The 24792-nt window shown below is 66.7% G+C and carries 22 protein-coding genes; 12 read left to right on the top strand and 10 right to left on the bottom strand.

Going from position 1 to position 24792, the window contains the following annotated elements:
• The first annotated feature begins 8 nt into the window (after window positions 1-8).
• The 5 genes from PDM28_RS10960 (at window position 9) to PDM28_RS10940 (ending at window position 5673) form a co-directional block, all read left to right on the top strand.
• A complete protein-coding gene (locus PDM28_RS10960; protein ID WP_311182009.1) occupies window positions 9-2297 on the top strand; it encodes an Orn/Lys/Arg family decarboxylase in 2289 nt (762 codons plus the stop codon).
• Window positions 2298-2322: 25 nt separating this feature from the next.
• Window positions 2323-3225, top strand: coding sequence for a cation diffusion facilitator family transporter (locus PDM28_RS10955; RefSeq protein WP_311182007.1), 903 nt, complete (start codon window positions 2323-2325; stop codon window positions 3223-3225).
• Window positions 3226-3328: 103 nt separating this feature from the next.
• Complete coding sequence (locus PDM28_RS10950) at window positions 3329-3541, top strand: ParD-like family protein (RefSeq protein ID WP_068852612.1); 213 nt, start codon at window positions 3329-3331, stop codon at window positions 3539-3541.
• Window positions 3538-4302, top strand: coding sequence for a type I methionyl aminopeptidase (gene map / locus PDM28_RS10945; protein ID WP_311182006.1), 765 nt, complete (start codon window positions 3538-3540; stop codon window positions 4300-4302). Before PDM28_RS10950 ends, map begins: the two co-directional genes overlap by 4 nt.
• A 318-nt stretch (window positions 4303-4620) precedes the next feature.
• Complete coding sequence (locus tag PDM28_RS10940; protein WP_311182005.1) at window positions 4621-5673, top strand: hypothetical protein; 1053 nt, start codon at window positions 4621-4623, stop codon at window positions 5671-5673.
• Window positions 5674-5710: 37 nt separating this feature from the next.
• Here PDM28_RS10940 and PDM28_RS10935 read toward each other — a convergent pair whose 3' ends face one another.
• Window positions 5711-6487, bottom strand: a complete 777-nt coding sequence (locus tag PDM28_RS10935) for a LytR/AlgR family response regulator transcription factor (protein ID WP_311182004.1) — start codon at window positions 6485-6487, stop codon at window positions 5711-5713.
• Window positions 6484-7608: a sensor histidine kinase gene (locus PDM28_RS10930; RefSeq protein ID WP_311182003.1), complete on the bottom strand. Its 1125-nt coding sequence runs from the start codon at window positions 7606-7608 to the stop codon at window positions 6484-6486. Before PDM28_RS10930 ends, PDM28_RS10935 begins: the two co-directional genes overlap by 4 nt.
• A gap of 186 nt (window positions 7609-7794) precedes the next feature.
• On the opposite strand from PDM28_RS10930, the gene PDM28_RS10925 reads away from it, so the two are divergent.
• Both PDM28_RS10925 and PDM28_RS10920 read left to right on the top strand, forming a co-directional pair.
• The gene (locus PDM28_RS10925) at window positions 7795-8121 is read left to right on the top strand and encodes a hypothetical protein (RefSeq protein ID WP_311182002.1); all 327 of its coding nucleotides are present in this window, start codon (window positions 7795-7797) and stop codon (window positions 8119-8121) included.
• A gap of 59 nt (window positions 8122-8180) precedes the next feature.
• On the top strand, window positions 8181-8498 hold the full coding sequence (locus PDM28_RS10920) for a hypothetical protein (RefSeq protein WP_311182001.1): 318 nt from the start codon (window positions 8181-8183) through the stop codon (window positions 8496-8498).
• On the opposite strand, the gene PDM28_RS10915 is transcribed toward PDM28_RS10920, so the two are convergent.
• Window positions 8460-9422 (bottom strand): LysR family transcriptional regulator, encoded by a 963-nt coding sequence (locus tag PDM28_RS10915; RefSeq protein ID WP_311182000.1) that lies wholly within the window; start codon window positions 9420-9422, stop codon window positions 8460-8462. The genes PDM28_RS10920 and PDM28_RS10915 overlap by 39 nt on opposite strands.
• Window positions 9423-9553: 131 nt before the next feature.
• Here PDM28_RS10915 and PDM28_RS10910 point away from each other — a divergent pair, with 131 nt between their 5' ends.
• From PDM28_RS10910 to PDM28_RS10895, 4 genes are all read left to right on the top strand, one after another.
• Window positions 9554-9955: a RidA family protein gene (locus tag PDM28_RS10910; protein ID WP_311181999.1), complete on the top strand. Its 402-nt coding sequence runs from the start codon at window positions 9554-9556 to the stop codon at window positions 9953-9955.
• A 69-nt stretch (window positions 9956-10024) separates the two neighbouring features.
• The gene (locus PDM28_RS10905) at window positions 10025-10429 is read left to right on the top strand and encodes a VOC family protein (protein WP_070209139.1); all 405 of its coding nucleotides are present in this window, start codon (window positions 10025-10027) and stop codon (window positions 10427-10429) included.
• A 74-nt stretch (window positions 10430-10503) separates the two neighbouring features.
• Entirely contained in the window at window positions 10504-12684 is a 2181-nt protein-coding gene (locus tag PDM28_RS10900) for a hypothetical protein (RefSeq protein ID WP_311181998.1), read from the top strand.
• A 193-nt stretch (window positions 12685-12877) separates the two neighbouring features.
• Window positions 12878-13807, top strand: coding sequence for a LysR substrate-binding domain-containing protein (locus tag PDM28_RS10895; RefSeq protein ID WP_311181997.1), 930 nt, complete (start codon window positions 12878-12880; stop codon window positions 13805-13807).
• On the opposite strand, the gene PDM28_RS10890 is transcribed toward PDM28_RS10895, so the two are convergent.
• The 7 genes from PDM28_RS10890 to PDM28_RS10860 all read right to left on the bottom strand — a co-directional run bounded on the left by PDM28_RS10890 (window position 13767) and on the right by PDM28_RS10860 (window position 21575).
• Window positions 13767-14534: a YggS family pyridoxal phosphate-dependent enzyme gene (locus tag PDM28_RS10890; RefSeq protein WP_311181996.1), complete on the bottom strand. Its 768-nt coding sequence runs from the start codon at window positions 14532-14534 to the stop codon at window positions 13767-13769. The genes PDM28_RS10895 and PDM28_RS10890 overlap by 41 nt on opposite strands.
• 49 nt (window positions 14535-14583) lie before the next feature.
• The gene (locus PDM28_RS10885) at window positions 14584-15090 is read right to left on the bottom strand and encodes a hypothetical protein (protein WP_311181994.1); all 507 of its coding nucleotides are present in this window, start codon (window positions 15088-15090) and stop codon (window positions 14584-14586) included.
• 180 nt (window positions 15091-15270) lie between these two features.
• Window positions 15271-18372: an error-prone DNA polymerase gene (locus PDM28_RS10880; RefSeq protein ID WP_311181992.1), complete on the bottom strand. Its 3102-nt coding sequence runs from the start codon at window positions 18370-18372 to the stop codon at window positions 15271-15273.
• Window positions 18369-19784, bottom strand: a complete 1416-nt coding sequence (locus PDM28_RS10875; RefSeq protein WP_102944841.1) for a Y-family DNA polymerase — start codon at window positions 19782-19784, stop codon at window positions 18369-18371. The genes PDM28_RS10880 and PDM28_RS10875 overlap by 4 nt, the downstream gene beginning before the upstream one ends.
• A 9-nt stretch (window positions 19785-19793) precedes the next feature.
• Window positions 19794-20411, bottom strand: coding sequence for a translesion DNA synthesis-associated protein ImuA (gene imuA / locus PDM28_RS10870; RefSeq protein ID WP_311181989.1), 618 nt, complete (start codon window positions 20409-20411; stop codon window positions 19794-19796).
• A 268-nt stretch (window positions 20412-20679) separates the two neighbouring features.
• A complete protein-coding gene (locus PDM28_RS10865; protein ID WP_311181987.1) occupies window positions 20680-21159 on the bottom strand; it encodes a type II TA system antitoxin MqsA family protein in 480 nt (159 codons plus the stop codon).
• A 2-nt stretch (window positions 21160-21161) separates the two neighbouring features.
• Window positions 21162-21575 (bottom strand): type II toxin-antitoxin system MqsR family toxin, encoded by a 414-nt coding sequence (locus PDM28_RS10860; RefSeq protein WP_311181986.1) that lies wholly within the window; start codon window positions 21573-21575, stop codon window positions 21162-21164.
• 357 nt (window positions 21576-21932) lie between these two features.
• Here PDM28_RS10860 and PDM28_RS10855 point away from each other — a divergent pair, with 357 nt between their 5' ends.
• Window positions 21933-24761, top strand: a complete 2829-nt coding sequence (locus tag PDM28_RS10855; RefSeq protein WP_311181985.1) for a beta-glucosidase — start codon at window positions 21933-21935, stop codon at window positions 24759-24761.
• Window positions 24762-24792 lie beyond the last annotated feature (31 nt).

Genomic DNA, 24792 nt, shown 5'->3' with positions numbered 1-24792 from the left:
GAAATGCTGTGTACTTCAAGTCACTGGATTACCCGATCATCGTCATCGACGACGACTACGAGTCCCCGCGCATTGGCGGCATCCTGATCCGCGCGCTGGTCGACGAGCTGCGTGGCAGCGACCAGCGCGTGCTGTGCGGCCTGACCCTGGCCGATGCACAGGCTGGCGCGCGGACCTACGTGGCCGCCTCGGCGGTGCTGATCTCCATCGACGGCACCGAGGACAAGCCCGGCGAGTTCCAGCGCCTGCTGGGCTTCCTGCGCGAGCAGAGTGCCCGGCGCGCGGGCCTGCCGGTGTTCCTGTACGGTGAGCGCCGCACCATCGAGAAGGTTCCGAGCAAGCTGCTCAAGTACATCCACGGCTACATCTTCCTGTTCGAGGACACCAAGAGCTTCATTTCCCGGCAGGTGATGCGCGCTGCCGACGACTACATGCAGCAGCTGCTGCCGCCGTTCTTCAAGGCCCTGATCCACCACACCGCAGACTCCAACTATTCCTGGCACACGCCAGGGCATGCGGGCGGGGTGGCGTTCACCAAGTCGCCGGTGGGACGCGCCTTCCACCAGTTCTACGGTGAGAACACGCTGCGCAGCGACCTCTCCATCTCGGTGCCAGAGCTGGGTTCGCTTCTCGACCACAGTGGGCCGATCAAGGCGGCGGAAAACGAAGCGGCGGCGAACTTCGGTGCCGACCACACCTTCTTCGTCACCAACGGCACCTCCACCGCCAACAAGATCGTCTGGCATGGCACGGTGGGGCGGGGCGACGTGGTGTTCGTCGACCGCAACTGCCACAAATCCCTGCTGCACGCACTGATCATGACCGGTGGCGTGCCTGTGTTCTTCACCCCCAGCCGCAACGCGCACGGCATCATCGGCCCGATCAGCCTGGACCAGTTCACGCCGGAGGCGCTGCAGCAGGCCATCGCGGCCAACCCGCTGGCCAGCAAGGCGTACAAAGCCGGTTCCAAGCCGCGCATCGCGGTGGTCACCAATTCGACCTATGACGGGCTGTGCTACAACGCGGAGAAGATTGCCGAGGAAATCGGCAGCGCGGTGGACTTCCTGCATTTCGACGAAGCCTGGTACGCGTACGCGGCGTTCCATCCGTTCTACGAGAACCATTACGGCATGGCCAAGGGCAAGCCGCGCGAGCAGGACGCCATCATCTTCACCACCCATTCCACCCACAAGCTGTTGGCCGCGTTCTCGCAGGCCTCGATGATCCACGTGCGCAATGCGGCCACGCGCGACCTGGATGCCGAGCGCTTCAACGAAGCGTTCATGATGCACACCACCACCAGCCCGCATTACGGGGTGATTGCCGCCTGCGACGTGGCCTCGAAGATGATGGAGGGTGCGGCCGGCGAGTCGCTGGTGCAGGAAATGCACGACGAGGCCATTGCCTTCCGCCGGGCCATGCTGCACGTACGCGAAGACCTGGGCCGCGACGACTGGTGGTTCAGCGTGTGGCAGCCGGACAAGCTGGAGCGCTCGCTGGCCAAGGGCGATGCGCCGGCGCCGCTGGTGGCCAAGCGCGAGGAGTGGTACCTGCAGCCGGACGCGCACTGGCATGGATTCGACGGGCTGGTCGAAGACTACGTGCTGATCGACCCGATCAAGGTGACCCTGCTTACGCCCGGCCTGTCCATCGATGGCGATCTCGGTGAACTGGGCATTCCGGCGGCGGTGCTCAGCAAGTTCCTGTGGACGCGCGGCATCACCGTGGAGAAGACCAACCTGTACTCGGTGCTGTTCCTGTTCTCGATGGGCATCACCAAGGGCAAGTGGAGCACGCTGGTGACCGAGCTGATGGCGTTCAAGGAACTGTTCGACGCCAACGCGCCCTTGACCCGGGCGCTGCCGGACCTGGCTGCGGACTACCCCCAGGCCTACGCGGGCTGGGGCCTGCGCGACTTGTGCCTGGCGCTGCACGCGTTCAACCGTGAGTTCGCCGTTGCGCAGGTGATGCGGGAAATGTACGTGGACCTGCCCGAGCCGGTGATGACGCCGGCCGAGGCCTACGACCACCTGGTGCGCGGACAGATCGAGCGGGTCGACATCGAAGCGATCAGTGGGCGGATCGCCGGCACCATGCTGGTGCCGTATCCGCCGGGTATCCCCACCATCATGCCGGGCGAACGGTTTGGTGCGTCCGATGAGCCGATCATCCAGTCGCTGCGTATCGCCCGCGAGCAGAACGCGCGATTCCCGGGCTTCGAGTCGGACGTGCACGGGCTTATCATCGACCGCGACGGCGACGTGCCGAGTTACAAGGTGGAGGTGCTGAAGACCTGAGCACAGGGCAGGGCTTCGGCAGTCGATGGATACAGCACGCGAGCAGCGGGTCCTGAAATTTTCGATCGGGGTGACGGTGGCGGTCAGCGCCACCGGCTTCATTGGCGGGCTGCTGGTGGGCTCGCAGGCGATCCTGTTTGACGGCGTGTACAGCCTGGTCGACGTGGCCCTGACCCTGGTGGCGCTGGCGGTGCTGCGCCTGCTCGGGCGCGAGGGCAGCCCGCGCTTCCAGTATGGCTACTGGCACCTGGAACCGATGGTGGAGGCGCTGGGTGGGGCGATCCTGGCGCTGGCCTGCATCTACGCGGTGGCCAATTCGATCATCGGCCTGACCACCGGCGGCCACGTGGTCCGCGCCGGCCCGGCGCTGATGTGGGCCAGCCTGCTGTGCGTGAGCAACCTGGGCATGGCGGCGATCATTCGCGTGTATGCCAGGCGCCTGCGTTCGGCGCTGCTGTGGCTGGACGTGCGGGCGTGGCTGCTCAGCGGGATGATGAGCCTGGCGGTGGTGCTGGCGTTCGCGCTGGCACTGCTGCTGAAGGATGGCGACCACGCGCACTGGATTCCTTACCTCGATCCGCTGGTGCTGGCGATCATCAGCGTGGCGGTGCTGCCGGTACCGCTGCGCGGTGCGTGGAAGGCCATGCGCGAGGTGCTGCAGGTGGCGCCGGATGCGCTGGACGCACGGGTGCAGACGGTGATGCAGCAGTTCATTGCCGAGCATGGGTATCTGGATTTCACCAGCCACGTCGCCAAGATGGGGCGCATGCGCTTCGTGGAAATCCACATCCTGACCCACCCGGATACCGTAATCGGCACCATCGGCAGCGTGGATGCGTTGCGCGACGAGATTGCGGAGCGGCTGGATGCGAGGGGAAGCGAGTTCTGGTTGACCATCGACTTCACAGCGGACCCGGCCTGGACCTGAGGCAGCCGGGCAGAGCCCGGCTCTACTCGGGGTGCCATATGGCCGGTGGCGCGGGGTATATGAAGCGTATATGATGTGTATATACCCCTCCTCGAGATCTGTCATGGGCATCGTCAACATCGACGACGAACTGCACGACAACCTGCGCCGCGCCAGCGGCGTGTCCGGGCGTTCGATCAACGCGCAGGCCGGCTTCTGGATCAAGGTCGGCATGCTGTGCGAAATGAACCCCGGCATGAGCTACCAGGAGATCGTCAACCGTGAGCTGCGCGCGGCCGGGGTGGACCCCGGTGCCTTGCGGGTGGCTGTCGCGTGATCAAGACGCTGGAAGAGCAGGCGCTGATGCGGGCCTCGGGGCGGCTGCTGGCGTCGGTGTTCGAGGCATTGGACCGATTGCAGCTGGAAGGCATGAGCACGCTGCAGGTCAATGACTGGGTGGAACGCTTCATCGTTGATGAGCTGAAGGCGCGGCCGGCCAGCAAGGGCCAGTATGGCTTCGCCTACGTGCTCAACAGCTCGGTTGACAACGTGGTCTGCCACGGCGTGCCGTCGGCGACAGAGATTCTACGCAGCGGCAGCATCGTCAATCTCGACATTACGTTGGAGAAGGACGGCTTCATTGCTGACTCCAGCAAGACCTACCTGATCGGTGACGTCGACTTCCAGGCGAAGCGACTGGTGCGGGTCACCCGTGAAGCGATGTGGAAGGGTATTGCCATGGTGCGCCCAGGCGCTACGCTGGGCGATGTTGGTTTTGCGATCCAGCAACATGCCAAAGCGAACGGCTACAGCGTGGTACGCGAATTCTGCGGGCACGGCATCGGCCGTGAGATGCACGAAGAGCCGCAGGTACTGCACTACGGCAAGCGCGGCACCGGGGTGGAACTGGAAGCCGGCATGACCTTCACCATCGAACCGATGATCAACCAGGGTCGCGCCGCCATCGACATGAGCGACGATGGTTGGACGGTGACCACGCGCGATGGAAAGCTCTCGGCGCAGGCCGAACACACGGTGCTGGTGACCGACGATGGCGTAGAGGTACTCACCCTGCGCGCGGGCGAAAAAGCCGCGTAACGCCAGGCTCTGCCCGGTCGTAGAGCCGGGCTCTGCCCGGCTTCCCTTAGCGCCACGCGAACGCCGATCGGGCATATCCTGTGACCGCGGTCGCCCAACACGCAGGCATAACGATCCCGGGCTTATGTTGGCCGCTCACGGGGGTGAATCGCGAGCAGTGAGCTGCGCTCAACGGGCTTGGGTTTGCCGTGCCCGTTGCGCGGATTTCTGTTCGGTGCAGCCCTTGGGGCCGGTGCGCCGAAGTGCGGTGCGCGTCCCATGCTTGCGATCCATGGTGGTGGCAGAAACCAATGGAACACAACCTGGGAGCAACCTGTCATGAGTACGGAATCCAATCAAGCGTCCGCGGATCGTGAGCCAACCGTCGTCGAGGGGGGCGGGTTCGAACCGCAGCCGCTCGTGGACTGGCACACGCTGAGCGAGTTTACCGTCCAGATCCACAAGCACACCAAGGTGAGCGGGGATATCTATGCGAACGGACTGCAGCAGGCACCGATCGAGATCATCCTCCAGGCCCGGGACAGGAACGGCGTCTCTGTCCAGCTGACCCATGAGCAACTGTATGGTGTCAATGGTGTCAGGCTGATCACGTATGAAACGAATGCTGGAGTCAGCAGGACAACACACACCAAGGACGATCGTTTTGTCTATCAATGGCCATTGGCGCGAGAGGATGGGGAAGAAATCGAACAGGATGCAGGTCCGGCTGAGACCTCCAAAGCCAATGGGCAGTCTGTTTTCATCTACCTGAGCAAGGTGGATCTGGATACGACGTGGATCGCCGCGGAGATTACATCTCCATCAGGGACCAAATTTCGGACCAACACGAAGAACCCCCCGGCGGGGAAGTTCGACAGCTGGGTGAAGCTGAGAGGGAGGCCGGAGAATCCACATAAGTGGAACTGCTTCACCATGACCAGGGAGGATGCGTACAACTCGACGTACTGGGACGTCGACCTGTACTACATTCGCTTCATTGATGACAAATACGACATTGTTGCCAGTCGGCATTATGGCTGGAGCGGCCATGATAAATGGCACTATGCATGGCTCAAGGGCGGAAATCAGGTGCAGCACGTGTGCTATGGAGCGGACGAGCCAAGGACCGTGCGCCACCAGTCGATGGCCGGCAGCAACTATCTGGACATCCGGATCAACAAGTACGACGGACAGGCGACCGCAGCGCGCATCTCGGATGCGCGTGACTACGGAAACTGCAATTATGATTCATGCGTGATGGGCTATATCGACCAGCACGGAAACGAAGGGAAGGTGTGGATCAGGGGTAACCCGGACGGAAACACACTGTACCTGGATGATCCTAGCCGCAAGGTTGATGAGACGCCGCCGGATGAAGACGGTGGCGGTTGATGGTTGGCGGTTGACGGCCCATTCCGTTGCATCACGGTTATTCGGCGCGTGTCGAAACCAGCTTCAAAAATGCCTCGTTCTGGTACCGGCTCATGCGCAGCTGCTGGCCGGTGTCCAGAGTGACCACATGGTGGCCGTTGAACCACGGATGGATGGTTTTGACTCGGGCGATGTTGACGATGGCCGAGCGGTGGACCCGGGCAAAGTGCCTCGGATCCAGCCGCTCGGCCAACGCGGTCATGGTGCCGCGATGCTCATGCACTTTCGTGGCCAGGTGGATCTCCACGGTGTTGCGCGCCGCCTTGATCCAGACGATGTCGGCAACGTCGATCAACACGATGTGCTCTTCAACTCGCACGGGAAGGCGCTGCAGGTAGGCTTCGCGTTGCCGCAGGGTATCCAGCGCCTGCAGGATCTGCGTGGTGGCGTGGGCGCTGGTTCCCGATGCGGCCGAAACGCGCTGCCGGGCCCTTTGCAGCGTTGCGGCGAAGCGATCACGGCTGAACGGTTTGACCAGGTAGTCCACCGCGTTGGCCTCGAACGCTTTGACCGCGTACTGCTCGTAAGCAGTGACGAACACGGTGGCGGGCATGCGCTCGGCACCGATGGTGGCAACCACGTCCAGGCCGGTGATGGCTGGCATCTGGATGTCCAGGAACACCAGGTCGGGCGACTGTTCGCGGATCGCCTTGACTGCGGAGACGCCGTCGCCGCATTCGCCGATCAGTTCGATCTCGGGGTCGTCGGCCAGCAGGCGCACGATGGCGCGCCGGGCCAGTGGTTCGTCGTCCACCACCAGTACGCGGATGCTCATGCCGGCGCCGTCCCTGCATCAAACTCCGGTGCGTCGTCGAGGGGGGCCAGTGCGCGGAACGGCAGGCGCACCCGGCAGGCCACGCCTTCGGGCCAGAGCATGTCGAGGCGCACCTCGGCGGCATCGCCGTACAGCTCCTTCAAGCGCAGGCGAGTGTTGGACAGGCCAATGCCATGCCCGGCCGGCGCGCCAGGGGTGGCCTCCAGCGTACTGTTGCGATTGCGCACTTCAATGCACAACGCGTCGCCATCGCGGCGGGTTTCGATCTCCACCACATCCCCGCCCACGCGCTGGCCGATGCCGTGGCGCAGCGCGTTTTCCACCAGCGGCTGCAGCAGCAGGCTGGGCACGGCGCAGTCGAGGGTATCTGGTGCGATGTAGGTGCGGGTCGTCAGGCGATCCTTGAAGCGTACACGCTGAATGCCCAGGTACAGCTCGATCAGGTCCAGCTCCTGGCGCAGCGGAATCTCCTGGCCGTCGTAGTCTTCCAGGAAGGCGCGCAGCAGCTCGCTCAGGCGCAGCAGCATGTCTTCGGCTGAGAGAGTGTCCTCGTCGAGCAGGGTAATGATGGCGTGCAGGGTGTTGAACAGGAAATGCGGCTGCAGCTGCGACTTGAGCGACAGGAGGCGCGACTGGGCCAGTTCGGTGGCGAGCCGGCTGGCTTCCACCTCGCGCCGCGCCTTCTCGGCCTGGAAGTGCAAGGCCTGCTGCAGGGCGAACAGCCCCCAGTAGGTGAGCAGGCCGATGGCGAAGTGCTGGGCCAGGAAGTAACCCAGCTGTTCGAAGAAGCCGCTGGGTTCGAACAGGGTGGAGACCAGCGCGCCTATCACCATGGCGGCGGAGGTGACCACCACGCTGGCCAGCACGTGCCGGCCGAGGCCGCGCAGGCGACGGGTCGGGTCGATGGGATGGCGCTCGGCCAGGCGGAACACCAGCGGAGCGAGGGCGGCCCACGTGTACCACTGGATCATCGACCAGCGTAGATGGGCCATCAGCGGCACGCTGTTGCCGTGCATGCCGTCGCTGAGGACGTGCTGCACGGTGAACACCAGCACGACGGCGGTCCACAGCAGCAGGTAGCGGCTCAGCGTGATGGAAGTGCTGCCAAGGCGAACGATCACGGCGGGTATCCAGGGCGCCCGACAAGGCGGGGCAGGGCCATCTTAGGCGCCTCAGCGGGGCCCGAGAAGCGCCATGACGGCCCATTACGATTGGTCCCGGCGTGACGACGATTGGTCCCGGATCGGTTGTCGGCGTGGGCATTCCCGGCGCGTCATGCAGGCTCGCCCACGCTGGAGCCCGCTGCCATGCATACCCGCACCTTCGCACTGCTTTGCCTGATGTCTGCCACCTCGGCCGCCCAAGCTGCCGATCAGCCGCGCTACCTGACGGTGCTCAACCGCGCCCACGACAGCATTCTCCGGCTGGAGGTCGCCGAAGCCGGCAGCGGCACCTTCGAAGCCCGTCCGATCGACCGGATCGAGGGTGGCGGCGGCAGCACCACGGTGCGACTGGGCAACAACCGCTGCCGCTTCGACCTGCGCCTGGCGTTCCGTAATGGGCGCGACGCGATTTATCGCGAAGTGGATGTGTGCCGGGGTGACGTGCTGGTGGTTCAGCCCTTACCTTCGTGACCCCCACCATCGGCCAGCTGTCCGGTCTATCATCCCAGGCACGCCATCGGGGAGGTGCCGTGAAAGAACTGATCGACATGATGCTGCTGCTGCCGTTCGGGCTGATCCTGATGTGCCTGCCGTTCAACGTGATGATGCTCCGGCGGATCCGTCGGGATCATCCGGCGCTGTTCGATGCCTTCGGCGAGCCACGCACCTTCGGCCCGGGTGGCAGCCACTGGGGCAATGGCACCTACACCCGCTTCCTGCTGCTTCGTACGCACCGTGGTGAACTGGATGCTGCAGTTCTACGGCTTCGTGATATCCAGTGGTTACTGACGCTGACCAGCGTAGCGTCGTTACTGTTGTTCCTCCTGCTGGTGCTGTCCACCCGGTAGCGCCACGCCCTGCGTGGCTTTGGGCACGTGCTCAGCCATCAGGGCCGCGACCCAGTCGACGAACACGCGCAGTTTGGCGCTGACGTGCCGGTTTGGCCGGAAAGCGATGTGCAGGGGCATGGGGTCGACCTGCCAATCGGTCAGCACGCGCACCAGTTCACCGTGTCGTTCGTGCTCGGCCGCCACATAGTCCGGCAGCCACAGCACGCCCAGTCCGGCTACGCCGGCGGCGAGGTAGGCATTTCCATCGTCCACCGCGAGCAGGTGGCGGCCGTGGATGGTCAGTGTTTCATCGCCTCGCCGCAGCACATACGGCATGGCACCGCTGGGACGTGAGCCCCGGTAGCCGACGATGCGGTGCGGGTCGGCTTCCAGCTCAGCCGGGTGCGTCGGGACGCCGATGGTGTCGAGGTACTTGGGCGCGGCGTACAGCCCCGCTTTCAGTTCGCCGATCTGGCGGGCGACCAGCGACGGATCGGTCAGCACGCCGCCACGGATGACGCAGTCCACGTTCTCGTCGATCAGATCCACGTTGCGGTCACTGACCCCCAGGTCCAGCTGGATGTCGGGATAACGCGCATGGAAGTCGGGCAGGGCGGGGACGAGCAGGAAGCGCGCCAAGGGGGCGGGTACGTCCACGCGCAGGCGCCCGCGCGGGCTGGCGGCGAAACTGGACAGGCTGGTCTCCGCGTCGTCCAGGTTCGCCAGCAGCCGAACCACGTGCTCGTAGTAGGCCGCACCGTCTTCAGTGACGTTGACCTGCCGGGTGGTGCGGTTGAGAAGGCGCACGCGCAGGCGCGCCTCCAACTGCTGCACCAGCTGGGTCACGGTGGTGCGGCTCATGTGCAGGGTCTGCGCGGCCTTGGTGAAGCTGCCGGTCTCCACAACCCGCGCAAAGGCCTGCATGGCATCGAAACGGTCCATCGGCACTCCCAAGGGTAATTGTTTGGATTCTACAAACAGTGATGGCCAAGGTTGGTCGTTTATCGCCCCGGGCGGCGCCCGTACCGTGGAGGCCTTCCCTCACCGGGCCCTGCGCCCCTCTGGAGACTTCCATGGCAACCCGAGACGTTGTGTTCCCCGCTGGCCGGCAGGACCTGTATGCCCGCTACCGGTATTCCCCCGCCGTGCGTTCGAATGGTTTCCTGTTCGTGTCCGGCCAGGTCGGCAGCCGCGAAGACGGTTCGCCGGAGCCGGGGCTGGAGGCGCAGGTGCACCGCCTGTTCGAGAACCTCAACGGGGTGCTGGCGGCGGCGGGTTGCACGTTCGATGATGTGGTCGACGTGACCGTCTTCATGATCGATCCCGACAAGATCCTGGACCGGGTCTGGGCGATCGTCCCCGAATATTGGGGCAAGGCCCCGCATCCGAGCCTGACCGCCGTGGGGGTGACCTGGTTGAGCGGCTTCGATGTGGAGTTCAAGGTGGTGGCGAAGCTTCCGGAACCGGATGCCTGAGGCCTCTGCCTTGCCATTGGCGCCGGGCGGTGTACGCTCGGCGCACCACAGTCAGCGAAGGTGCGGCAGATGGCGAAGGTGACCGGTATTGGCGGGGTGTTCTTCAAGAGCCGTGGCGACCGTGCCGCGCTGGCCGAATGGTATCGGCAGCACCTGGGCATGCAGCTGGAGGATTTCGGCGGTGCGGTGCTGCGGTGGCCGGATGACAAGGCCAATGATGGTGGCCTTACTGTCTGGGCGTTGGCGGAGCCGGAGAGTAAATGGTTCAGTCCGAGCGAGTCGCCTTTCATGATCAATTATCGGGTGGATGATCTGGAAGGGTTGCTGGCCAACCTGCGTGAGGCGGATGTGACCATTGTCAGTGGGCCGGAGACGCATGAGAACGGGTCGTTTGCGTGGATCCTGGACCCGGATGGGAACAAGTTGGAGTTGTGGCAGCCCATGGCGTGGGATCCTGAGCGGCGGGTGGGTTGAACCCGCGCCTTCACGCGGTGCCGTAGCGCGGTTGTTGATAGTGGCGGTGTCATTCCGTTACGTCGCAGACTTCCATGGCTTTGATTCCCGAGCGCGTCCGGCGCTGGCCCCGGCCGTGGCGCGTGACGCTGTATGCGCTGCTGGTGCTGTATGCGCTGTACCTGGTGGCGGGGAATGTGTTCCTCAACACGCCGTTGTTCGATGCGGTCACCAACCGCAAACCTGAAAAGTTCACGTTGATGACCGGGCCGGCACTCACCCTGATGCCGGGGCATGCGATTGTCTGGAACATCCATATCCGGGGACAGGCCAACCACACGGTCTATGTCTTCCGTGCCGACCGCGCGAGCGCATGGATTTCACTGGTGCACCTGTTCAAGCGGGAAGTGCGCATTCCCAGCATCAATGCCACCGGGGTGGAATCGGACATCTCACGGGTGGAGAAGGCGATACCACCACCACCGCGCGGGGATCGCGGCTGGAACATCCGGTTGGACGCGATCCACAGCGACAGCATCCGCAGTGGTCGCTTCGGCAAGCTGCTGATCGTCGGCCAAGGGCACGGCACGGTCGGCTTCCAGAAGCAGACCAAGGGTGGACCTTCGGAGCTGTTCGATTCCACCGCCGGTTTCGAGCAGGCCACGGTGAGCTATGACGGGGTCAAGCTGCTCGATGAAGCGCACCTCGCCGCACGCTTCCATTACCCGCGCCACTACCGAGATGAAGCGCCGGGCCTGCGCAAGTTTGGCATCACCTGGGCGCAGTTGCAGGTGGACGGGCGCAGCCAGGCGATCACGATCGATACGGCCGGCGCGCACGCGAAGGTGGGCAGCATGCCGGCCGAGGCGCGGCTCAACGCGGACCTGACGATGGACCGCGGCATGTTGCAGCCCGGCAGCCGGATGGTGTGGCGGGTGCCGGTACATGCCGGTGTGCATGCGCCGGACCGTGGGTTGCTGTCGCTGCAGCTGGACGTGGCCCAGGACATGCGCGTGCAGGCGCGCCTGCCGCGCGACGAGGAGACCGGCAGCGAGCTGCACGCCGACCTGCGCGTGCGCGGGCGGAAGATTCCGTTCGAGGCGCCGGCGGAGCTGCTGCCGCGCCTGTCCGGCGAAGTGCGCGGCGCGTGGAAGTTCGATTCGTTGAACTGGATTGCCGACCTGTTCGTGCGCAAGCCGTGGTTCCGGTTGGATGGCGGTGGCCTGCTCGAGGGCGACCTGAAGATCGTGGATGGTGCGCTGGCGCCGGGCAGCCGACTGGACGTGCCGAAGGTGGTGGCGGTGTCGGAAGTGGCTGGGGTGCGCATGCAGGGCGAGGCCAGCGCGGTGGGAAGGATTGTCGAGGGTGAACCGCTGCAGGCGGAACTGAAGGTGGCGATTCCCGAGTTCCGTGCCGCGCCGTCGGATTCGCCGAAGACGGTACTGTTTGACGGCAAGGCGATGGCGCTGACGATGCGTGGTGACGCCCGCCTGCAGCAACTGCGCGAGGGCATGCGTGCGCACCTGAAATTCAGCGATGCGCGGGTGCCCGACCTGACCGCCTACAACCGCTACGTGGGCAGCGGCAACGCGCGCCTGCTCGGCGGCACCGGGCTGCTCAGCGGTGACGTGACGCTGGATGGCGCCGGACGGGTCGGGCAGGGGCGTGCCGACCTGCGCGGCACGGGTGCGCGCATGCAGGTGATGGGCATGAACATCCGTGGCGATGCGCAGGTCAAGGCGCAGGTGAAGCGCGCTGATTTTGATGCCGGCCAGTTCGACCTCGGCGGCACGACGCTGAGCCTGCGCAATGTGCAGGTCGACGGCGATACGGCGGGCAAGGGCGGCTGGTGGGGCGAGGTCGACCTGGACAGTGGGCATATCCAGGCGGCCGAACCGTTCCGGGTGGATGCGCGCGCCAAACTGCGGCTGCGCGACGCTGGGCCGGTGCTGGGCGTGTTCGCCGCGCGCAAGGACTACCCACGCTGGGTGCTGGGCCTGCTCGATTCGGGCGAGGTGCAGGCCAGCGGGCAGCTGCGCTGGCAGCGCGAGCACCTCGCGGTGGATGACCTGCAGGCCGAGAACGAGCGCCTGTCGCTGCGCGCGCGGCTGGACATGCCGCAGGGCAGTCGACGCGGCGACCTCTACCTGCGCTGGGGGCTGCTCGGTGCCGGCATCGAGCTGGACGGCGACAAGCGCAGCTGGCACCTGGCCGGGGCGCGGGACTGGTACGACGGCAGGCCGCGGGTGCTGCCGGAGGCCAGGCCGGCGCCTTGAGCGTCGGTGTCCGGCGCGGGCTCGGAAAGCTGGCGGGCCAAGTCGGGATCGGTGATGTGGCCGTGCAGGAACAACAGGCTGGCGTAGATGTTCATGGGCGTCCTCCACTTGAGTGGAATTGACGATACGGGCAGGATGGGCGGCGCAGAAGCGATCGTTTCACAACCCTTTCTTGAACTGGATTCAAGTCGCCATGTCCCGGGTTCCGCTCCAGCCACTGCAGAACTTCGTCACCGCCGCCCGCCTGGGCAACCTGACCCGGGCGGCGGATTCGTTGAACCTCACGGTCAGCGCGCTCAGCCACCAGATGCGCCAGTTGGAGGAGCGGCTGGGCTATGCGCTGCTGCAGCGGCAGCCGCGCGGGGTGAAGGCAACGCCCGAGGGCCAGCGCCTGCTGGAGCAGGTGGGGCCGCACCTGGATGCGATCGCGCAGGCGCTGCAGCCGTTCGGCGCGCGGCATGACCGGGTGCTCACGGTGAGCGCGCTGCCGTCGATGGCGTCCAACTGGCTGGTGCCGCGCCTGGGCTCATTCGTGACCGCGCATCCGCAGATCGAATTCAATCTGGAATCCAGCGAACGGCTGACCGATTTCGAACGCCAGCTGCACTGCGACGCCGCACTGCGGGTGGGCGCCGGGCAGTGGAGCGGGGTGCATGCCGAGCCGCTGTTCGACGAATGGATGGTGCCGATGGCCAGTCCGTCGCTGGTCGAGCGCATGGGTGGAGTGGATGCACGGCCGTTGTCGCAGTGGCCGCTGCTGGGCGACCCGGATGGCGAATGGCATCGCTGGTTCTCGCTGGTGGGTGACGCGGCGCCTGCGCGGTTCGTTGCGATGCTCAACGATTCCGAAGCGCACCACCGCGCCGCACTGGATGGCTTCGGCGTAGCGCTGGGGCGGATGACCCGCGCGCGCCTGCTGCTGGATTCCGGCCAGCTGATCGCCTTGTCGCCGCACCGGCTGAAAACACGCTGGTCGCACTGGCTGGTCTACCCGCCACGCTCCTCCACGCACCCCGGCTTTCTCGCCTTCCGAGACTGGCTGCACGCCCAGGCCCGCGAACACGCGAACCACATGGCGGCTCTTACCCCGCACTCCCGGGCCAATACTGACTATCCGGCGTAGCCCGCGCCCCAAAAATCGCCTGTCCCACCCGCACCACCGTCGCCCCTTCCTCGATGGCGATCTCGAAATCCCCCGACATCCCCATCGACAACTCATCCAGGCTGACCCCGACCGGCAACCCCGGGCGCAGCCGCTCGCGCAGCTCACGCAGGCGCACGAAGCACGGACGCACCAGCTCCGTATTGTCGGAAAACACCGCCAGCGTCATCAACCCGCGCACGCGCAGCTGGCTGAAGGCCGGCAACTGCTGCACGAAGTCGGCCACCTCGATGGGATCCAGCCCGTACTTGCTCGCCTCGCCGGAGGTATTGACCTGCACGAACACGTCCAGCGTGCGGTTTTCCTGCGCCAGCCTTTGGTCCAGCGCCTGCGCCACGCGCAGGCTGTCCAGCGCCTGGAACTCGCTGGCAAAGCGCGCCACGTCGCGCGCCTTGTTGGTCTGCAGGTGGCCGATCACCGACCAGCGGATGCCGAGGTCGGCCATCGCTTCGGCCTTGCCCTTGGCTTCCTGCACCTTGTTCTCGCCGAGCGTATCGCAGCCAGCTTCAACCGCCAGGCGCAGGCGCGCTTCATCCACGGTCTTGCTGACCGGCAGCAGGCGCACGCTGCGCGGGTCGCGCCCGGCGCGGGCGCAGGCGGCGGCAATGCGCGCGTGCACCACGTCCAGGTTGTGGCGAAAGTCGGCAACGGTGGTGGCCTGCGGCCAGGACGGAGCGGCGATGGGCACGGGCGGGAACCTTCAACGAACGTCGTGCCATTTTCGCATGTCGGACGGGTCAGGGGGCTGCCGCCGTGCCCGGGCGGATGTAATGCGACTGGCCGTTGTCGTTGAGGAAGATCAGCTCCGGCTTGCCCTGCCAGGAGGTGAGCATGGCGCCGGTGCTGTTCTGGTGCTTGATCACCAGGGTGGCGCCACGATCCGGGTTGGCGGTGATCTTGAACACCTCGGTGGTGCCCTTGGCATCGTCCAGGGTGAGCGAGGCTTCGTCGCCGACATCGGCGGTGCCATAGCTGCCGCGTTCGGAGCCGTCGGCACCGAGCAGGACCACGCCGGACAGCGGCGAGGCGCGCGGCCCCTGGGTGACGCCCTTGCTGAGCGGGTCGGGCAACGGCGCGCCGAGGATCACACGCGCCTGGCCTCCTGCGTCCTGGATGATCAGTCCGCGTGCGGTGATGACCCGCTGTGCGGATTGGCTCTGGTGCAGTCGCACGGCGGTGTAGCCGGAGACCAGCAGGGCGAGGCTGGACACGGCCAGCGTGGTAAGGGTGAGTGCGCGCGACATGGCCGGTTCCGGATCCTTGGATGGCTGCGACGATAGCGGATGGGGTGATTGCGACACCAGTCAGAAAAATCTGTATCTGTGTTTGGCGTGAATTGGGTCACAGAGCAGCGGGGCAGAGCAGCGGGGCAGAGCAGCGGGGCAGAGCCCCGCTCTACCGTTGGTTGGCACCGGATGGTCGGTTCAGTGGAAGTCGCGGCTGTGGGTGCGCACGCCGTCGATCAGCTCGTCCAGGTTGTGCATGCGCTGCACGATCAGGTGCTGCACGCCGTCGACGCGTTCGAGGCGGCCGTCGATCTGCATCAGGCGTGCTTCCACCAGCACCCGGTGCTGGCGGTCGGCGGTCTTGCGCCAGACCACGGCGTTGACCATGCCGCATTCGTCTTCCAGGGTCAGGAAGGTCACGCCGCTGGCGGTCTGCGGGCGCTGGCGCATGCGCACCAGGCCGGCGAAGCGCACGCTGCGTCCATTCGGCAGCGCGGCCAGCTGGTCCGAGCGCTGGCAGCGCCGCGCCTGCAGGTCGGCACGGATGAACGAGACCATGTGCTGGCCCAGGGTGGTGCCGGTGCTGTTGTAGTCGGCCTGCATGTCCTCGAACGCGCTCGGGGCAGGCAGCGGCACCTCGGCTTCGGCAGTGGCGCGCACGGCTTCGAACAACGGCAGCGGCTTTTCCACGCCGGACACGTCCCAGCGCGCGCGATGGCGATGCCCGCTCAGCCCCTTGAGTGCGCCGGCGTCGGCCAGCAGCCCCTGGTGGCGGCGGTCCAGCCGGGCGCGCTGGCTGAGGTCGGCCACGCTGTCGAAGGGGTAACGGGCACGCGCCTGCATCACTGCCATGGCCACCTCTTCGCTGAAACCGTCGACCATGCGCAGGCCGAGCCGGATGCCGGGCAGGGCATCGCTCTGCGCAGCCGGCACCAGCGTGCAGTCCCAGTCGCTGTGGCGCACGTCGACCGGCAGCACCGGCACGCCGTGGCGGCGCGCGTCCTGCAGGATCTGGTCGGGCGTGTAGAAGCCCAGCGGCTGGCTGTTGATCAGGCTGGCGGCGAACGCGGTCGGGTGATGGCACTTGAGCCAGCAGCTCACGTAGGTGATCAGCGCGAAACTGGCCGCATGGCTTTCCGGGAAGCCATAGCTGCCAAAGCCCTTGATCTGCTCGAACAGGCGTTCGCCGTAGTCGCGGCTGTAGCCCCGCGTCGCCATGCCGGCCAGCAGCTTGTCACGGTGCGGCTCCAGCCCGCCATGGCGCTTCCAGGCGGCCATCGAACGCCTCAACGCGTCGGCCTCGCCGGGGCTGAAACCGGCCGCAGCCACCGCCAGCTGCATCACCTGTTCCTGGAACAGCGGCACGCCGAGGGTGCGTTTGAACACCTTTTCCAGTTCCGGTGGGTAGTCGATTTCTTCGATGCCTTCTTCCTTGAGGCGTTTGCGGCGGTTGAGGTAGGGGTGGACCATGTCGCCCTGGATCGGGCCGGGGCGCACGATCGCCACTTCGATCACCAGGTCGTAGAAACAGCGTGGCTGCATGCGCGGCAGCATCGCCATCTGCGCGCGCGATTCGATCTGGAACACGCCCAGCGTGTCGGCGCGGCAGATCATGTCGTAGGTGGCGGTGTCGTCGGCCGGAATGTCGGCCATGCCCATTGCCGGGGCGCCATGCGCGTGCAGCATGGCCAGGCATTTGCGCACGGCGGTGAGCATGCCCAGCGCCAGGCAGTCGACCTTCATCAGGCCGGTGGCGTCGAGGTCGTCCTTGTCCCACTGGATCACGGTGCGGTCGGCCATGGCCGCGTTTTCCACCGGCACCAGGCTGGACAGCGGGTATTCGGAAATCACGAAACCGCCCGGGTGCTGGGAAAGATGGCGCGGAAAGTCGACCAGTTCGGCGGTGAGTGCCACCAGCCGCTGCATCAGCGGCGTGTCCGGGTCGAAACCGCGCTCGCGCAGCGCGTCGGGCAGCGGTTCGTGGCTGCTCCAGCGGTCCAGGCAGGCGGCCAGCTCGTTGACCTGGTCCGGCGGCAGGCCGAGCACGCGGGCGACGTCGCGCACCGCGCTGCGGCCGCGGTAGCTGATCGCCACGGCGGTGAGCGCGGCCCGTTCGCGGCCGTAGCGGTTGAACACGTACTGCAGCACTTCCTCGCGACGTTCGTGCTCGAAATCGATGTCGATGTCCGGCGGTTCGTCGCGCTCTTCGGAGATGAAGCGTTCGAACAGCAGCTCCATGTGGCTGGGGTCGATCTCGGTCACGCCCAGCACGAAGCACACCGAGGAATTGGCGGCCGAGCCGCGGCCCTGGCACAGGATCTGCTGGCTGCGCGCGAAACGCACGATGTCGTGCACGGTCAGGAAGTAGGACTCGTACTGCTTGAGGTGGATCAGGCGCAGCTCGTGTTCGATCTGGCGGCGCTGGTCTTCGGTGGCACCGCCGGGCCAGCGCCACTGCATGCCCTGTTCGACCAGCACGCGCAGCCAGCTGGCCGGGTCGTGGCCCTCGGGTACCAGCTCGCGCGGGTAGGTGTACTGCAGCTGGGCCAGGTCGAAGCGGCAGCGCTCGGCGATGCGCAGGGTTTCTTCCAGCAGTTCGGCCGGGTACACCGCCGCCAGCGCCTGGCGGCTGCGCAGGTGGCGTTCGCCATTGGGGAACAGGTGCCAGCCGGCGTCGGCGATGGTGCAGTGCTGGCGGATCGCGGTGAGCGTGTCCTGCAGCGCACGGCGGCGGCGCACGTGCATGTGCACGTCGCCACTGGCCACCAGCGGCAGGTCGTGGGCGTAGCCGAATTCCAGCAGCGCTTCCAGCCGCGCCACGTCGTCGGCGTCACGGTGCAGCTCCACCGCCAGCCAGGTGCGGTGCGGGAAACGCGCGTGCAGCCAGGCGGCATCGTCGGCGGTGGGCGCATGGGAGGGCCACAGGCACAGCAGGCCCTCGGGCAGGGCCTCGAAGTCTTCGCGCAGGCAGCGGTACTGGCCCTTGGCAGCGCGCCGGCGGCAGCGGGTGATCAGTTCGCACAACCCGGCATAGCCGGCCAGGTCGGTGCACAGCAGCACCACCTTGGGGCCGTCTTCGATCTGGAATTCGGCGCCGGTGATCAGCGCCAGCTGGTGCTTCTTCGCCGCCTGCCAGGCGCGCACGATGCCGGCCATCGAACATTCGTCGGTGATCGCCAGCGCGCGGTAGCCCTGTTCCTTCGCGCGCGCGAACAGCTCCTCGGCGATGGAGGCGCCGCGCTGGAAACTGAAGGCCGAGAGGCAATGCAGTTCGGCATAGTCGGGCAGGGCCGTGCTCATGCGAACCAGCCGTGCAGCATGAACGGGCCATGCCGCGCGCCGGCGGCGGTGAAGGCCCAGCCGCGCTGGCCGAGCGCGGTTTCCACCACGTAGTAGTCGCGGCGCACATCGTCTTCGTCCCACCAGCCCGATTCGATGCGTTCGGGTCCGGACAGGATGCGCAGGTCCGGGTCGTACAGCGGCTGCGGGGTGGCCAGCAGCCAGCCCGGGCGCAGCGGCAGCACCGGCGGTGGACCCTTGGCCGCCTGGGCCGGGGTGCCGGTAGCGCGTTCGGGCCGGTGTTCGGCGCGCAGCGCCACGCCCTGCACGGCGTCGTCGCCGAGTCGCGCGCGCAGGCGTTCGCGCAGCTGTTCCCACGGCATGGCCTGCTGCGGGCGCGGGTCGAACAGGTCGCGCGCGGCCGGCACGAACGGCGGCAGGTGCTCGGCCTGCAGGCGCAGCCCGCGGCTGCCGGCGGGCAGGCGCAGGTGGTCGACGCGATTGCGGGCCAGCTCGAACAGCATCGCCGCGTCGCGTTCGGGGGCGAGCAGGCCGACGGTCAGCCGCGTGTCCGGGTGCTGTTCGTGTTCGAACCACAGGTCGAACTGCTGCGCGCCGCCATCGCGCGAACACAGGAACGCGGCAAGGTCGGCGGTGAGCCGGCGCAGCGGGAACAGCAGGGCCTGGGTGGAGTCGATCTCGTAATCGAACTCGATGCGCGCATCGAACCGGTCCGGCGGCCGGAAGTACTGCAGCGGCGGGCTGCCGATGCCGCGCAGCGCATCCAGGTGGGCCAGCACCTGGGCCGGGAAGCGCCGGGCCAGGCTGTCGCGGGGCAGGGCGAAGGCCGCGCCCAGGCTGCGCAGCCCGGAGCGGGCCAATACCGTGACCGCCTCGGTGGGCAGGCCGCTGCGTTCGATCGGAATCTGCGCCAGTGCCGGTTCCAGCGCGTCGGCATCCACGCCCAGCCGCGCGTGCACGCCGCTCAGCACCCAGGCTGCGTGCGGGTTCGGTGCGGCCACCAGCCGGTGGCGGAAGCCGAGTTCTTTCAGTCCGTCGCGCAGGCGCTGTTCAATCGCCGCCCAGTCGCCGAACAGGGCGCGGCTGGCGCCAATCTCCAAAGCCAGCGCATGCGGGAAGGCCAGGCTGACCTGCGAGCTGATGCCGTACAGCCAGCTGGCCAGCAGCTGGCGGGTGTCCTGTTCGGCGCGTGGGTCGTAGTCCACGGTGAGCATGTCGCGGGTGAGCACCTGCGCGGCCGAGAGCAGCATGCCGCGGCGCAGGCCGAGCTGGCGCGCGGCCGGGCTGACCGCATGCAGCACCCGGCGCTGCGCCGGGCCGGTGACCAGCACCAGCGGCGCGCGCGGATCCGGCTGCTGGCGCAGGGCCGCGTCCAGCGCCAGTTGAGGCAGCAACAGGCAGGCCCACTGCATGGCGGCGCCTCAATGGGCCAGGGCCAGCGGCAACGGCTGCGCCGGTGCCATGCCGCCGCGGCATTTGAGGACCCGCACCTGGCCGGCGTCGAGCTGCAGGCGCAATGGGGCGGGGGAGGGATTGCGCGCCTGGCGGCTGTCGCGGAAGGCGAAGCCCAGGCACTGCCCGGTTTCGGCGGCGACCTGCAGGCGGCGCAGGGCGCGGTCGTCGGCCTGCTGCGGCCAGCACAGCACGGCGGCGCAGGCGGCCGAGCGCAGGCACTGTTCGGCCGCCCACAGCGCGTCGCGCGGATTGGCATGGACCACCTGCAACTGACCCAGCGCCAGCCCGGCCCCGGCCCAGCCGGGTGCGTGCGGCAGGTGTGGCGGGGCGACCAGCACCACGGTCTGCTGGAGCTGGCTGAGCCGGGCCAGGGTGGGCCAGACCAATGCCAGCTCGCCCTGGCCGGGCGCGCCCAGCAGCACCTCGGACAGGGCCGAAGGCGGCCAGCCGCCGCCAGGCAGCCGGCTGTCCAGCGCGGGGTGCCCGGTCGGGTGGGCCGCCACCTCCGGCACCGCCGCACGCGGCTGCCCGCGCCAGACCTGGCGGCTTTCCAGCAGCTGGTCCAAGGCTCTTACAGCGGCCATGGACGTGCCTCCCGGAAGGGCAGGAGCGAGCGGAGACGGGCGGGAAACCTGAACATGAAGCGAGCGTAGGCAGGATCGGTGTCAAGGGGTGAGACCGACATGCTAGCGTGTTTTAGCAGAATTACTAATGAATTTTCTGAGCGCCCAAGACCCCACAGGCGTTCATGATTCCGGAACGAAAAGCAGCCGGGCAGAGCCCGGCTCAACCGGCGTCGGGGTGCCGGACGCCACGTAAAAATTCGTACCCGCCGAACGCAATCAAGCAGGTTCAGGAACCCCTGAAAGGCACTTTGAGCACCGGCTGAAAGTTTGCAGCCGCCTCTCGGATCTCCCCCAGCAGGTCGGGATGACGATCCAACAGGTGGAACAGGTTGAACACGGCCGCTACCGGCTGGGCCTTACCGGTTTCATAGCGCGAAAAGGCGTTCGGGCCACCGCCGGTGATCTCCGCCGCCTCATGCTGGCTCAGCTGCAGCTTTCGCCGAACGCGGCGTAGTTCAGCGCCTGCTTCCAGCCGTGCCTGCAAGACCAGGGCATCAGCCGCCGCCATGTACCGTGCCTGGCTTGCATCATCCAGGAAGGCCTCTCCGCACCGTTCGCAGCGCTCGCCGACGAGGTCGGCAACCTCGATGACCCGTGTGCCTACTGCAAGGGGAAGCCCACCCGCAAATGCAGCCCATGTACCTGCTGCGCCGCACGCCGGGCATTGACCTGGGGCGAGGGTGGGGTATTCGGGATTGGTAGTCATGGTCATAGCTTCTTGAATGAGATGACGAGCTTGGGCGAGGGCGGCACCGCAGACTTGGACGCAGCAGGAGGCACCCACAGCATGAATTTGATGTACGCCAGTCCGTTGTCCGTGGGCCCGTGGTAGACGTCCTGCCAAAGGGTGTGCGTTGCGTCGTTCTCGGCGGTCATCGATTTGAAAAAGTGCACAGGTCGAAGCGCGAGAATCGCGGCAATTGCCTGATGTGGCTGTAATTGCATCGCAGCCACACCGGCCATTGCGTTGAATCCAAAGACGCCGGTTCCATGCTTTCTCACCAACTGCTGGACGTGCGCCAGGGGGTAGTCCGGAGTTCGCTTTTCGAACACACCATCGCTGCGAACGAACGATCCAGTGGGCGCGCCATAAAGAGGTGGATGGGAGGGCGGATGAGACATTGCGTACGTCCGCGTCAGGATGAATATACACCTTAAAGGTTAATTGGCAATCCCTCCAAGACAATCATTTCTATGGATTTCAACGATTCGATAGGCAAACGAAAGGGTCCCAAAACCTGAACACGCTGTTGACACGGATGAACGCGGTGAACCACTCTTGATCGGATGGGTACCCTTGCGGCACCCGACGGATGCGATGGCTGTAGCGACAGGCGGAGGGGCCTGATCGTGGTCGGCGTACCCGTGTAGTTCCGATATCGGCCGCCTGCGTGCCGGTGTCCCGCCACTACGGCGCTGCACCCTTCTGCGGCAAGACTCCCTGGATTTACTGCGTCAGCAAAGGTGTTTCGCCCGCTTATGAAAACGATTACAAAGCCCCTGGCCCTGACGGCCGCCATCGCCTTGTCGCTCTCCGCTGCCGCTTCGGCCGCCCCCGCTGCCCCCGCCGATGCCTTCACCGTGCTGCGTTTGGAGCAGGCGCCGACGTACCTGGACACCGCTGCCGTGGCCGCGCAGCTGCAGGCGCTGGACGTGGATGCGCTGACCATCGACAACGTCACCCGCGCCGCCGACACCCCCGACAGCGCGCTGGCGCCGGACCCGCTGGCCGCGCTGGCCGACCAGCTCGGCTACACCTACCGTTTCGTCAGCGCCGATCCAGCCGCCGCCGAACAGCACGGCAGCGTGGTGCTGTCGCGCCTGCCGGTGGAGGCCGAGTCGGGCGTGGAAACGCCGGGGCTGAATTACCTGCGCCTCAACGACGGCCGCCACGTGGTGGCGATGTATACCGCTGCTGCCGTTTCGCCGGACCCGGGCATCAAGACGCTGGTGGAAGGCTCGCGGCTGGGCGCCCCGGCCGTGCTGCTGGGCAGCCTGCCGCTGGACGGCATGCTGCTGGATGCAGGCGGCCTCCAGGCCGGCGCCAAACAGCAGTACTACAGCGCCGGCTTCGCGTCGGCGACGAGTGCGCCGATCAAGCTGCGGATCGATGCCGATTCCGCCCCGCTGTCCGGCCAGCTGCTGACCCTCGCCTACACCGCACCGGTCGGCGGCGACACGCCGTGGATGGACACCACGTTGAACGCCGATGCCCGCGCCAAGGCGCTGGTGGCGAAGATGACCGTGGACGAGAAGTTCCAGATGCTGCACAGCTACTTCGGGCTGGGCAAGGACGGCGGACCGCTGCCGGAAGGCGCGGTCGGTTCGGCCGGTTTCGTGCCGGGCGTGCCGCGCCTGGGCATTCCGGCCCAGCAGTCGGCCGATGCCGGCGTGGGCGTGACCAACCCGGGGGGCATCCGCAAGGGCGACATTGCCACGGCGATGCCATCGGGCCCGTCCACGGCCTCTACGTGGAACCCGCAGATCGCGTTTACCGGCGGTGCCACCATGGGCCGTGAAGCCTGGCAGCAGCGCTTCAACATCCTGCTGGCCGGCAGCGTCAACCTGCAGCGCGACCCGCGCAACGGCCGCAACTTCGAATATGCCGGCGAAGACCCGGTGCTGGCCGGTCGCCTGGTCGGCGAGTCGATCCGGGGCGTGCAGAGCCAGCACGTGATTTCGACGATGAAGCACTTCGCGCTCAACGACATGGAAACCTCGCGCAACTTCCACAGCGCCGAGATCGGCGAGCAGGCGATGCGCGAGTCGGACCTGCTGGCGTTCGAGATCGCACTGGATTCCGGTAAGCCCGGCTCGGTGATGTGCTCGTACAACCGCATCAACGGCACCTACGGCTGCGAGCACGATTACCTGATGAACCAGGTGCTCAAGCAGGAATGGAAGTTCCCGGGTTTCGTGATGTCCGACTGGGGCGGCGTGCACAGCGGTTCCAAGGCGGCCCTGGCCGGGCTGGACCAGCAGTCGGCCGGTGAGGTGTTCGACAAGGCGGTGTACTTCGACCAGCCGCTGCGCCTTGCGGTGGCCGGTGGCACGGTGCCGCAGGCGCGCCTGGACGACATGGTGGCGCGGATCCTGCGCACGATGTTCGCGCACGGCAACTTCGACCTGCCGCCGCAGCACGTGCCGATCGACGTCGCGGCGGGTTTCGCCGCCGCGCAGCGCACGGTGGAAGAGGGCAGCGTGCTGCTGCGCAACGAAGGCGGCCTGCTGCCGCTGGCCAAGGACGTGCAGCGCATCGTGATCATCGGCGGACACGCGGACAAGGGCGTGATCGGTGGCGGCGGTTCGTCGCACGTGGGGTTCACTGCCCGTGGCACCAATGCGGTGCCCGGCGTGCTGCCGACCACCTGGCCGGGCCCGGTGATCTTCCACCCGTCTTCGCCGCTGGAAGCCCTGCGCGCCGAGCGCCCGGATGCAACCATTCAATACGTGGACGGCCGTGACGTGGCGGCAGCGGCGCGCGCTGCCGCGGCGGCGGACGTGGCGATCGTGTTCGCCACGCAGTGGTCGGCCGAGTCGGTGGACCTGCCGCACATGCAGCTGCCGGACAACCAGGACGCGCTGATCGCGGGCGTGGCCAAGGCCAACCCGAAGACGGTGGTGGTGCTGGAAACCAACGGCCCGGTCGAGCTGCCGTGGCTGCAGCAGGTGCCGGCCGTGATGCAGGCGTGGTACCCGGGCATCCGCGGTGGCGAGGCGATTGCCACGCTGCTGACCGGCAAGGTCAATCCGTCCGGCCGCCTGCCGGTGACCTGGCCGATCGACGCCTCGCAGCTGCCGCGCCCGCACGTGAACGGGCTGGGCTTCAATCCGAAGAACAAGCCGGACGACACCATCGATTACGACATCGAAGGCGCCAACGTGGGCTACAAGTGGTTCGCAGCCAAGGGCCTGGTACCGCAGTTCCCGTTCGGCCACGGCCTGTCGTACACGCAGTTCCAGTACGACAACCTGACCTACACGGCGATGGGGCAGCGGCTGGTGGCGACGGTCGACATCCGCAATACCGGCAAGGTCGCCGGCGCGGACGTGGCGCAGCTGTACCTGAAGCTGCCGGAAGGCAGCACCACGCCGATCCGCCTGATCGGCTTCCAGAAGGTCATGCTGCAGCCGGGCGAGTCGCGCCGGATCCGGATCGAGGCCGAGCCGAAGGCGATGGCCAGCTTCGATACCGCCGACAAGCAGTGGAAGATTGCCGAAGGGCGGTATGAGCTGCAGCTGTCGCGCTCGGCCAGCGAGCCGCTGCAGACGGTGCCGGTGGTGTTGAGTGGGGGTGTGGTGCGTTGATGGTTTGCGTCGAGCCGGGCAGAGCCGCGCC

This window comes from Stenotrophomonas aracearum (genome assembly GCF_031834615.1).
Taxonomy (GTDB): Bacteria; Pseudomonadota; Gammaproteobacteria; order Xanthomonadales; family Xanthomonadaceae; genus Stenotrophomonas; species Stenotrophomonas aracearum.
The sequence above is the reverse complement of the archived record's forward strand: the minus strand, read 5'-3'. Positions and strand labels throughout refer to the sequence as shown.